The 10,200-nt window shown below is 36.1% G+C and carries 7 protein-coding genes; all 7 read left to right on the forward strand.

The features are described 5' to 3' along the window. Nucleotides 1–117 precede the first annotated feature (117 nt). Nucleotides 118–1,806 carry an alpha-glucosidase gene (locus CDIMF43_RS06060; RefSeq protein ID WP_109841483.1) on the forward strand — a complete coding sequence of 563 codons (1,689 nt, stop codon included), beginning with the start codon at nucleotides 118–120 and terminating at the stop codon, nucleotides 1,804–1,806. 2 nt (nucleotides 1,807–1,808) lie between these two features. Then, nucleotides 1,809–3,575, forward strand: coding sequence for a glycoside hydrolase family 13 protein (locus tag CDIMF43_RS06065; protein WP_109841484.1), 1,767 nt, complete (start codon nucleotides 1,809–1,811; stop codon nucleotides 3,573–3,575). A 162-nt stretch (nucleotides 3,576–3,737) separates the two neighbouring features. Continuing rightward, entirely contained in the window at nucleotides 3,738–5,003 is a 1,266-nt protein-coding gene (locus CDIMF43_RS06070; RefSeq protein WP_109841485.1) for an extracellular solute-binding protein, read from the forward strand. Nucleotides 5,004–5,071: 68 nt separating this feature from the next. Continuing rightward, nucleotides 5,072–6,376: a carbohydrate ABC transporter permease gene (locus CDIMF43_RS06075; RefSeq protein ID WP_109841486.1), complete on the forward strand. Its 1,305-nt coding sequence runs from the start codon at nucleotides 5,072–5,074 to the stop codon at nucleotides 6,374–6,376. Beyond that, a complete protein-coding gene (locus CDIMF43_RS06080; RefSeq protein WP_109841487.1) occupies nucleotides 6,377–7,228 on the forward strand; it encodes a sugar ABC transporter permease in 852 nt (283 codons plus the stop codon). A 29-nt stretch (nucleotides 7,229–7,257) separates the two neighbouring features. Beyond that, on the forward strand, nucleotides 7,258–8,067 hold the full coding sequence (locus tag CDIMF43_RS06085; RefSeq protein ID WP_109841488.1) for a DUF1189 domain-containing protein: 810 nt from the start codon (nucleotides 7,258–7,260) through the stop codon (nucleotides 8,065–8,067). A 12-nt stretch (nucleotides 8,068–8,079) separates the two neighbouring features. Beyond that, complete coding sequence (locus CDIMF43_RS06090; protein ID WP_109841489.1) at nucleotides 8,080–9,708, forward strand: glycoside hydrolase family 13 protein; 1,629 nt, start codon at nucleotides 8,080–8,082, stop codon at nucleotides 9,706–9,708. Nucleotides 9,709–10,200 lie beyond the last annotated feature (492 nt).

Below are 10,200 nucleotides of genomic sequence, written 5' to 3' on the forward strand. Positions count from 1 at the left end.
CTGCTTTTTTAATTCAAAAATAATGTTAGCGGTAACAATTGAATTGTGATTGTCACCACTTCAATTTTTGTTTAAGCTTAGAGAGAATTTAAAAACAATGACGGAGGTGTGGCATACATGAATCAAAAATGGTGGCAGTCAGCTGTTGTCTATCAGATTTATCCTCGTAGTTTTCAAGATACGAATGAGGATGGAATTGGTGATATACAAGGGATTATCCAGCGATTAGATTATATTCACTCACTTGGGGTAAATGTCATTTGGTTAAACCCAATATTTATTTCACCTCAAATTGATAACGGTTACGACATATCAAATTACTACCGAATCGATCCGATATTTGGCACAATGTCTGATGTCGAAGAATTGATTGAAAAAGCGCATCAGCTTGGAATTAAGCTAATGTTTGATTTCGTTTTAAACCATACATCAGATCAGCATCCTTGGTTTCAAGAAGCCTTGCATGATCCTGATAGTTTATATCGAGATTACTATCTTTGGGCAGATGAAAAAAAAGCAGGGCAATTGCCAAATAATTGGGCCTCCTTTTTTGGTGGATCGGTTTGGGAAAAGGCACCTAATCGAAAAGACTATTATTTTCACCTATTTGCTAAAGAAATGCCCGATTTAAACTGGAAAAACCCAGAAGTTCGAGTAGCGATGCTAAATATTGCAAAATTTTGGCTAGCTAAAGGAGTGGATGCCTTCCGATTAGATGCATTTATTCATATTGCAAAAGAAAAAGACTACCCAGATGTCGCGAATGTAGCAGAAGGGAAACTTGCGATTGCAGAAGAATTTTATAGCAATTTACCAGAAGTTCATGAGTATTTAAGTGATTTTATTGAAGAAGTGCGACGTGTTAAGCCGGATGTATTTATTGTTGGAGAAGCTGCTTCAGCTGACGTTGACTTAGCAGTTGCCTACACTGACCCAACAAAAGACGAGTGTGACGCAGTCATTTCTTTTCGTCATTTTGTAGAAGACGAAAGTCAAAAAGACCCGTTATTACCATCAGGAATGCAAAAAGGTTCATTAGATTATCACACATTTAAAAAAGTGATGGCGGAATGGCAAATTAAATTAGCTTCAATTGGTGGCCCAACATTGTATTGGAACAACCACGATATGGCAAGAATCGCAAGCCGATTTGGTGATGAAAGGCAGGAATTCCGGAAAAACAGTAGCAAAATGTTAGCGACTTTAATGTATTTACAAAAAGGAATTCCGTTTATTTTGTATGGAGAAGAGTTAGGGATGCTCAATTTAAAAATGAAAGACTTGGCAGCCTATGAAGATCCAGGTGCTGTTGGCTTTTACGAAGAGGCAACAAACTTAGGCTATTCGGATTCCGCTATTTTGGAAATGCTAAATAGCAGCAGCAAAGATGTTAGTCGTGGCGCCATGCAATGGGATGCAAGTGACTATTCAGGATTTTCAAAAGTAGCCCCATGGAGCGGCGTCAATCAATCGAAAGAAGATACTGTTGCCACAGAAGAAATTGAAAAAAATAGTGTGTTAAATTACTACAGAAAAATGATAGCGCTTAAAAAAACATCTTTATTTACAACCGGTGTATTCCAATTACAAGAAACGTCAGATGAGTTTTACTGCTACACACGTTCGATTGAGGATTCAACTGCGAATATCTACTGCAATTTAACAGATACACCTAAGCAAATGACCTGTTCCAAAGCAGAACAAGCAGGGACTGTTTTACTTGAAAACGAAGGCAACTATATTCAAAATCAACAGATTCACTTAGCGCCATACGGATGCTTGGTAATACACCCTAAAGGAGAATAGAAATGGAAAAATCAGCAATTTTACACAGACCAGATAGCGAATACGCGTACCTCTATCAAGAGGGAGAATTTCATATTCGATTGAGAACAAAAAAAGATGACGTTGAGACTGCCTATTTAATTAGTGGCGATCCTTATTTATTTGGAGAAGATCAATGGTTCCAAGAACAACAGCCAATGGCCTTACTTGCTAGTACGGAAATTCATGATTACTGGCAAATTGTTGTTGAAGCACCGTACCGTCGTTTACAATATGCTTTTTCATTAGTTGGAAAAGACCAAGAGACCGTTTTCTACGGAGATCGTGGAAGCTTTGAAGATACGAAAGCAGTCCGAGAAGTGGCAGGATATTATTTCAGAATGCCTTATTTCCATGAAATTGATCGCTTTAAAGCACCAGATTGGGTTAAGAAAACGATTTGGTATCAAATTTTCCCAGAGCGATTTGCAAACGGTGACCCAAGCATTACTCCAGTAGGAGCCTTAGCATGGGGAAGCAAGGAACATCCAGACACAACTGATTTTTATGGCGGCGATTTACAAGGGATCATCGACCACTTAGATCATTTAACGGAGTTGGGAATTAACGGTCTTTATTTATGTCCAATTTTTAAAGCGAGTTCCAATCATAAATACGATACCATTGATTATTTTGAAATTGATCCAGCCTTTGGAAGCAAAGAGACTTTTAAAGAATTAGTCGAAAAAGCCCATCAAAGAGGGATTAAAGTGATGCTAGATGCGGTATTTAACCATGCAGGAGACAAGTCTCCATTATGGCAAGATGTCTTGAAAAATGGCAAGCAATCAAAATATGTCGATTGGTTCCATATTCATAGCTTCCCTGTTGCAATTGGTGAAAATGGCAACTTTGAAGGAGCTAGGACGGTTTCTTATGATACGTTTGCATTTACACCACATATGCCTAAACTGAACACCGCAAATCCGGAAGTGCAAGATTATTTACTTGATATTGCCACATACTGGATCAAAGAATTTGATATCGATGCTTGGCGCTTAGACGTTGCTAACGAAGTCGATCATCATTTTTGGAAAAAGTTTTACAAAGCAACAACAGCCTTGAAAAAAGACTTTTATATCTTAGGTGAAATCTGGCATTCCTCTCAAAGTTGGTTACAAGGCGATGAGTTTCACGGCGTAATGAACTACGCTTATACCGAAACGATTGAAGACTTCTTTATTAAGAAAAGCATCGCTCCAACTAAAATGGTTTCAGGCTTAAACGAACAATTAATGTTGTACCGTCAACAAACCAATGAAGTAATGTTTAATATGTTAGACTCACATGATACAGCACGCTTATTGACCATTTGTAATGGAGACAAAGAATTAGCAAAAGCAACACTGGCCTTCACTTTCTTACAACACGGTTCTCCATGCATTTATTATGGAACTGAAATTGGGTTAGATGGCGCTAATGATCCTGATTGCCGTAAATGTATGGTTTGGGACAAAGCCAAGCAGGACTTAACTTTGTTTGAATTTACCAAAAAATTAATTCAATTAAGAAAAGAGCATCAAACGTTGTTGAGTTTTGGTTCATTAGAGTGGCATTTAATTGAGGAAGATGAAAAGGTAATTGGCTTTAAACGAACAGCAAATGACGAAACCATTGTGGCCTACTTCAATCAAGGAGATGCTATGTATACGGTAAGTGAGCAAGGTACACTTTTGATGGAACAAGCTACGGAATTAAAGGATGGAAAATGGCAAATCCAACACAATGGATTTGTAATTTTAAAAAAATAAAAAAAGAAACGGACTTGGTTTTTGACGAAGTTCGTTTTTTTTTGAAGTGAACTAATTTCTGTTAGCGGTAACAGTGAGAAAACGTTTGCAAACGCTGTTTTTTCAAGTCATAATAAGTTTTGTAATAAGGAGCTCGCTAAACTTTTAAGGAGGAATTTAAAGATGAATAAAAAAAGTTTTAAGAAGATGGCATTAGGATTACTTTCAGCATCAGTTATTTTAACATTAGCTGCATGTGGGAATGGCAGTTCAAGTAAAAAGGATGCGACAGCAGATGACAAAACCTTGACAGTATCCGTTGCTAAAGGATACGTTGATTATGTAAAAGATATCAAAGGGGATTTTGAAAAAGAAAACGATATTAAAATTAAAGTAGTAGAAAAAGATATGTTCGATCAATTGGAAGCCCTTTCTTTAGATGGCCCAGCAGGGAAAGCACCAGATGTTATGATGTCTGCTTATGATAGAATTGGTCCACTAGGGCAACAAGGTCATATTGCTGAGGTAAAATTAGGCAATGAAGAACAATACGATAAAACAGATAAAGCGCAAGTAACAGTTGATGGCAAAATCTTTGGCGAACCAGCAGTAATTGAAACGCTTGTTTTCTACTATAATAAAGATTTAATTACAGAAGCACCAAAAACTTTTAAAGATGTTGAAGAATTAGCGAAAGATCCGCGTTTTGACTTTAAAGGAGAAGCAGGAAAAAACACAGCATTCTTAGCAAAATGGACAGATTTTTATTTCTCATACGGTCTATTAGCAGGATATGGCGGTTATGTCTTTGGAGATGAAGGAACAAATCCAAAAGATATTGGCTTAAACAATAAAGGCGCAGTTGAAGGAATCACTTATGCTACAAAATGGTTTAAAGATGTATGGCCAAAAGGGATGCAAGATGTGAAAAGTGCAGATAACTTTATTGCAGAGCAATTCACGACAGGGAAAACAGCAGCAATTCTTGGTGGACCTTGGGCAGCTCAAAGCTACAAAGAAGCTAAAATTAACTACGGTGTAGCTACAATTCCAACATTAGACAATGGCGAAAATTACAAACCATTTGCTGGTGGAAAAGGTTGGGTTATTAGCAACTACTCAAAACATAAAGAAGTTTCACAAAAATGGTTAGATTACGTAACCAATAAAGACAACCAAACAAAATTCTATGAAGCAACAAATGAAGTACCCGCTAACCAAGCAGCTAGAGAAATTGCAAAAGGTAAAAATGATGAATTGACCAATGCCGTTATTGCGCAATATGCGAATGCTGAACCAATGCCAAATATTCCGGAAATGGGTGAAATTTGGACAGGTGCAGAAAACTTAATGTTTGAAGCAGCAGCAGGAAATAAAACTCCACAAGAATCAGCTGATGCGTCAGTAAAAATCATTAAAGAAGCAATCGATCAAAAATATACAAAATAATGAATTGATTTTCCCGACAGCAAATAAAAAAATCTGTCGGGGAAATTAAAAAGAGAGGCTTGACGAACATGAAACCAAAAGCAGTTCAACCAAACGAAGTAAAAAAAGCCATGCGCTTGTCTTTCATTCCAGGATTAGGACAATTTTACAATGGACAACCCTTTAAAGGGGTTATTTTTCTAGGATTAACCATTATTTTTATTAGTCAAATGGCTGTAAGTGGCGTTCAAGCACTAACAGGGTTAGTTACATTAGGGAGTGTTCCTATTGAGGATCATTCTTTATTTTTAATGATTGAAGGAACCTTGCAATTAATTATTACCGTTTTATTTTTAGTTTTTTATAGCATTAATCTGATGGACGCAAAACGAGTAGCCACCATGAAAAGCAATGGTGAAAAAATCAATCGCACAGCAAAAGAAATTATTGCCAATATGTTAGATCACGGTTTTCCCTATTTACTTACATTTCCAGCTTACTTTGCAATGATCTTTACGATCATTTTCCCTGTATTAGTTACAATTTTTATGGCATTTACCAACTATGATTTTTATCATATTCCGCCTGCAAGTTTAATTGATTGGGTGGGTTTTAAAAACTTTTTCAGTATTTTCTTTTTAAGCTCTTATCGAGCAACCTTTATGGCTGTTTTTAGTTGGACTGTAATTTGGACGCTATTATCTTCAACGTTAGCAATTGTGCTAGGTGTTTTTACAGCCGTCATTGCAAATCAAAGCTTTATTAAAGGCAAACGGTTTTTTGGAGTTATCTTTTTACTACCTTGGGCAGTACCAGCATTTATTACGATTATGAGTTTTTCAAATATGTTCAACGATAGTATCGGAGCGATTAATACTCAAGTTATTCCGTTACTCAATCATTTGCCTTTTATTGATATTGGTGCGATTGCTTGGAAAACCGATCCATTTTGGACAAAGGTAGCGATTATCTTAATTCAAGGTTGGCTAGGTTTCCCTTATATTTACGTAATGACAACAGGAATCTTACAATCCATTCCAGGAGAACTTTATGAAGCTGCAAAAATTGATGGAGCCAATGCAATTCAACGATTTAAACAAATTACAATGCCGATGATTTTATTTGTGGCAGCACCTATTTTTGTTACGCAGTATACAGGAAACTTCAATAACTTCTCAATGATCTATCTATTTAATGAAGGCGGACCAGGAAGCGTTGGTGGAGGTGCTGGTTCAACAGATATCCTGATTTCATGGATTTATAAATTAACAACAGGAAATTCACCGCAATATTCTGTCGCAGCAGCAGTAACACTTTTAATTTCAGCACTGATTATTACAGTCTCTTTAATCATCTTTAAGAAGACAAATGCCTTTAATATGGAGGACTTATAAATGAAAAATTATGCAAAATCACAAAAAACAAGTCGATTAATAGGCAAAATGTTAACGTATCTTTTTATGATTGTACTATCAATTATTATCATCTATCCCATTTTAATTACGGCTAGTTCTGCCTTTAAAGCAGGAAATGTCTCTGCCTTTTCACTTGATTTAAACAGCAAATGGACATTAGGAAATTTCGGACGACTATTTAATGAAACACTTTATGCAAGCTGGTATAAAAACACCCTGATTATTGCGATTTCAACAATGATCGTTCAAGTAACCGTGATTACGTTAGCTGGATATACCTACAGTCGCTATCGTTTTATTGGTCGTAAAAATAGTCTCTTGTTCTTTTTAATTATTCAAATGGTTCCAACGATGGCGGCTCTAACTGCCTTTTATGTAATGGCGTTGTTACTTGGTGCGCTAGATCAATATTGGTTCTTAACGTTAATTTATATTGGTGGCGGAATTCCAATGAATACATGGCTTATGAAAGGTTATTTTGATACGGTTCCCATCGATTTAGACGAATCTGCTAAATTAGACGGAGCAGGACATTTGCGTATTTTCTGGCAAATTATTTTACCTTTAGTAAAACCAATGATTGCGGTTCAAGCACTTTGGGCCTTTATGGGACCTTTTGGAGACTTTATGTTAGCCAAATTCTTATTACGTTCTCCAGAAAAACTAACGGTTGCAGTAGGTTTGCAGACCTTCATTAGTGACGCACAAAATCAAAAAGTTTCCCTTTTTGCAGCCGGAGCGATATTAATTGCGTTGCCAATCTCAGTGCTCTTCTTTATGTTACAAAAGAATTTTGTGTCTGGCCTAATGGCTGGTGGAACCAAAGGATAGGATATTAATGTAGAAATGACGTGATTTAATTGAAACAAACGAGCTTTCCCCTAAATTATTTTCAAAGTATGGTGACACCAAAGGCGGCCTTTTATGGTCGAAATCAATTAAATTGGTTTCAAATTGTGATTGTCTTTCTGTTTTTAAATGGGCTATTAATGATTCCAGTAAGTTTATTCTTTGCAAATTCAAAGCAATTTCAATTAGAAGAGATGATGCCAAACGCCTTGCAACTGATTGACGACGAAACAATGAAGTCAATGGAAGGGGTGGGCTTTAAAAATGGAGAGATGCAATCTAGCTCCAAATTGTTGATTGAAAAAGAATCAGGAGTCGTAGGCGTGAATCAACCTGAAAAAGCCTTGAAAAAAGAAGCAAATGTGGTAGCATTTGAAAAAAATCAGTTTATTTTAAAAGATCAAAGTGGTTATGAGTTTAACGTAGCGTATACAAAAGATTTTGATAAAACCGCAAGTACAACAGCTAAACAATTAGTCGATGAGTTAAAACGAATGTGGTACCAGCAAAATCGTGCCTTTGTTTCATTTACCATGATGTTGATGACGGGATCTATCTTAGTAGTAAGTAATATATTGCTAATTGGCGGAGCGGCTATTTTCGTCTGGCTTACAAAGCACAATGCCTATTCATCCATTGCAAGTTACCGAGAATCTGTCAATTTCATTTTAAATGCAAGTGGTTGGGGAATGTTATTGGGGTTAGTGGTAGGCATTGTTCATTTTGATCTCACTATAATGCTCAGTTTAAGTTCGTTAGGAATGGTAATTATGTTGACCGCTGCATTTGTTGTAACTAAATTTAAAGACAAAAAAATGTAAAGGAGTGAGTAGATGGAAAAAAAATGGTGGCAAGATTCCGTGATTTATCAAATCTATCCTCGAAGCTTTCAAGACAGTAATGATGATGGTATAGGGGATTTAAGAGGAATTATAAAACGACTGGATTATTTAGAAAAACTAGGAATCGATGCTATTTGGCTTAGTCCTGTATATCAATCGCCTAATGACGACAATGGATACGATATTAGCGATTACGAATCTATTCTTCCCGAATTTGGGACGATGGAAGACATGGAAGAACTCATTGCTGAAGGAAAGAAACGAAACATTAAGTTCATTATGGATTTAGTTGTGAATCATACTTCAGATGAGCATCCATGGTTTATTGAAGCAAAAAAATCAAAAGAAAATCCATATCGTGATTATTACATTTGGCGTGACCCAGTGGATGGTAAAGAACCAAACGACTTGCAATCTATTTTTAGTGGGTCCGCTTGGGAGTTAGACGAAACAACAGGTCAGTACTATTTGCACCTGTTTAGTAAAAAACAACCCGATTTAAATTGGGAGAATCCAGCCGTCCAACAAGAAGTATGGAAATTAATGAACTTTTGGCTAGAAAAAGGAATAGGCGGTTTTCGAATGGATGTCATTGATTTGGTTGGAAAAATACCAGATCAAAAAATTACAGGGAACGGTCCAAGACTCCACGAGTATCTCAAAAAGATGAACCAAGAAACCTTTGGAAAATACGATGTCATGACAGTAGGTGAAACATGGGGGGCTACTCCAGAAATTGCCAAACTCTATTCCAATCCAGACCGTCAAGAATTATCAATGGTTTTCCAATTCGAACATATCGGGTTAGACGAGCAACCTGGTAAGAGCAAATGGGACTATCAACCCTTAGATTTTATCAAATTAAAGCGCGTATTATCTAAATGGCAAACAGAATTAGGCAATGAGGGCTGGAATAGTCTTTTTTGGAACAACCATGATTTACCTAGAATCATTTCAAGATGGGGAAATGATAGCCCAGAATATCGCGAGTTAAGCGGAAAGATGCTGGCAACGCTCCTTCATTTAATGAAAGGAACGCCTTATATCTATCAAGGAGAAGAAATCGGCATGATTAATACCCCTGTTTCTTCTATAGAAGAGATTGACGATATCGAAAGCATTAATATGTATCAAGAACGTATAAAGCAAGGTTATGAAAGTAAAGACATCTTAAAATCAATCAATCGCAAAGGGCGTGACAACGCTCGCAGACCAATGCAATGGGATGATAGCTTAAATGGTGGCTTTACAAAAGGGAAACCATGGCTTAGTCTGAATGAATTGTATCCGGAACTTAACGTAGAAAAAGCTTTAGCAGATCCTAATTCAATTTTTTATTACTATCAACAATTAATTACATTAAGAAAAGAAAATCCACTCGTTGTGTGGGGGGACTATAGAGAACTATTGCCAGATGATCCACACCTATTTGTCTATCAGCGGAGCCTAGCAAATGAAAAATGGTTGGTGATGGCTAATTTTTATAATAAACCTGCTAGTTATCATGGCGAAATTCAAGAAATAGATAAAGTCGTGCTATCGAATTATCCAAATCCTCCACAAAATCTAGTTGGAATGACGTTAAAACCTTATGAAGTAATTGTTTTTAAACTCAAATAACTGATTACTGAAACAAGCGATGCTTGTTTCAGTAATTAAATAGACGAACAACTAAAACTTTTAAACCCTGAAAGACGGCTCTTTTTTGCATAGATATCCGATTTTTAAAATAGAGGAAAGTTGTAATGTTCGTTTTTAAATTTTTTTGAATAAAAATGATAAATTATTGTTGACCAATTGAAGATAACTTGGTATAGTAGTTGATGTCGCTAAGACAGTAACGTTAACAAGAAAAACTTCTGCTTATCAAATGAAAAAGGTTTGACAAGCAAAAAGAAAAATGTTACCATAGTAAAAGTCTTGTGAAAAAGACAAGAAAAACGTTTTGAATAATTATTCATCAATTGAAAAAATATTCAAATTTATTGTTGACAACCTTCTAGCGAGATGTTATTATATAGAAGTTGTCAAAACAACAACGAAACAACTTAGACCTTTGAAAACTGAACAAAGTAAGACGAACCAAATGTGTAGGGTCTCTTGACTAGGTCA

Source organism: Carnobacterium divergens (assembly GCF_900258435.1).
Taxonomy (GTDB): Bacteria; Bacillota; Bacilli; order Lactobacillales; family Carnobacteriaceae; genus Carnobacterium; species Carnobacterium divergens_A.